The sequence below is a fragment of the Xanthomarina sp. F2636L genome (genome assembly GCF_026410195.1).
Lineage (GTDB): Bacteria > Bacteroidota > Bacteroidia > Flavobacteriales > Flavobacteriaceae > Xanthomarina.
On sequence record NZ_JAPMLM010000023.1, the window covers coordinates 1 to 202 of the forward strand.

At 39.1% G+C, this 202-nt stretch carries 1 protein-coding gene; it reads right to left on the reverse strand.

The annotated features are described in order from the left end of the window. Positions 1–202, reverse strand: a 202-nt coding sequence (locus OS191_RS00105) for a hypothetical protein (protein WP_267153677.1), incomplete at both ends; no start/stop codon positions are given.

A 202-nucleotide genomic window follows, 5' to 3' on the forward strand; every position in this document is an offset into this window, starting at 1 on the left:
GAATTATCAGTTGAATCTACTGGAGTTGCAACTATATCACCAGCACAGTTATCTGTTGCTGTTAAATCTATAGGAGCAGGTACATCATCGATACATTCTACTGTTACATCAGCAGGAGCAGCCGGAGCTACAGGTGCCGTAGTATCAGAAACAGTAATAGTTTGTGACACACTAGATGTATTATTACAAGAATCAGTAAATG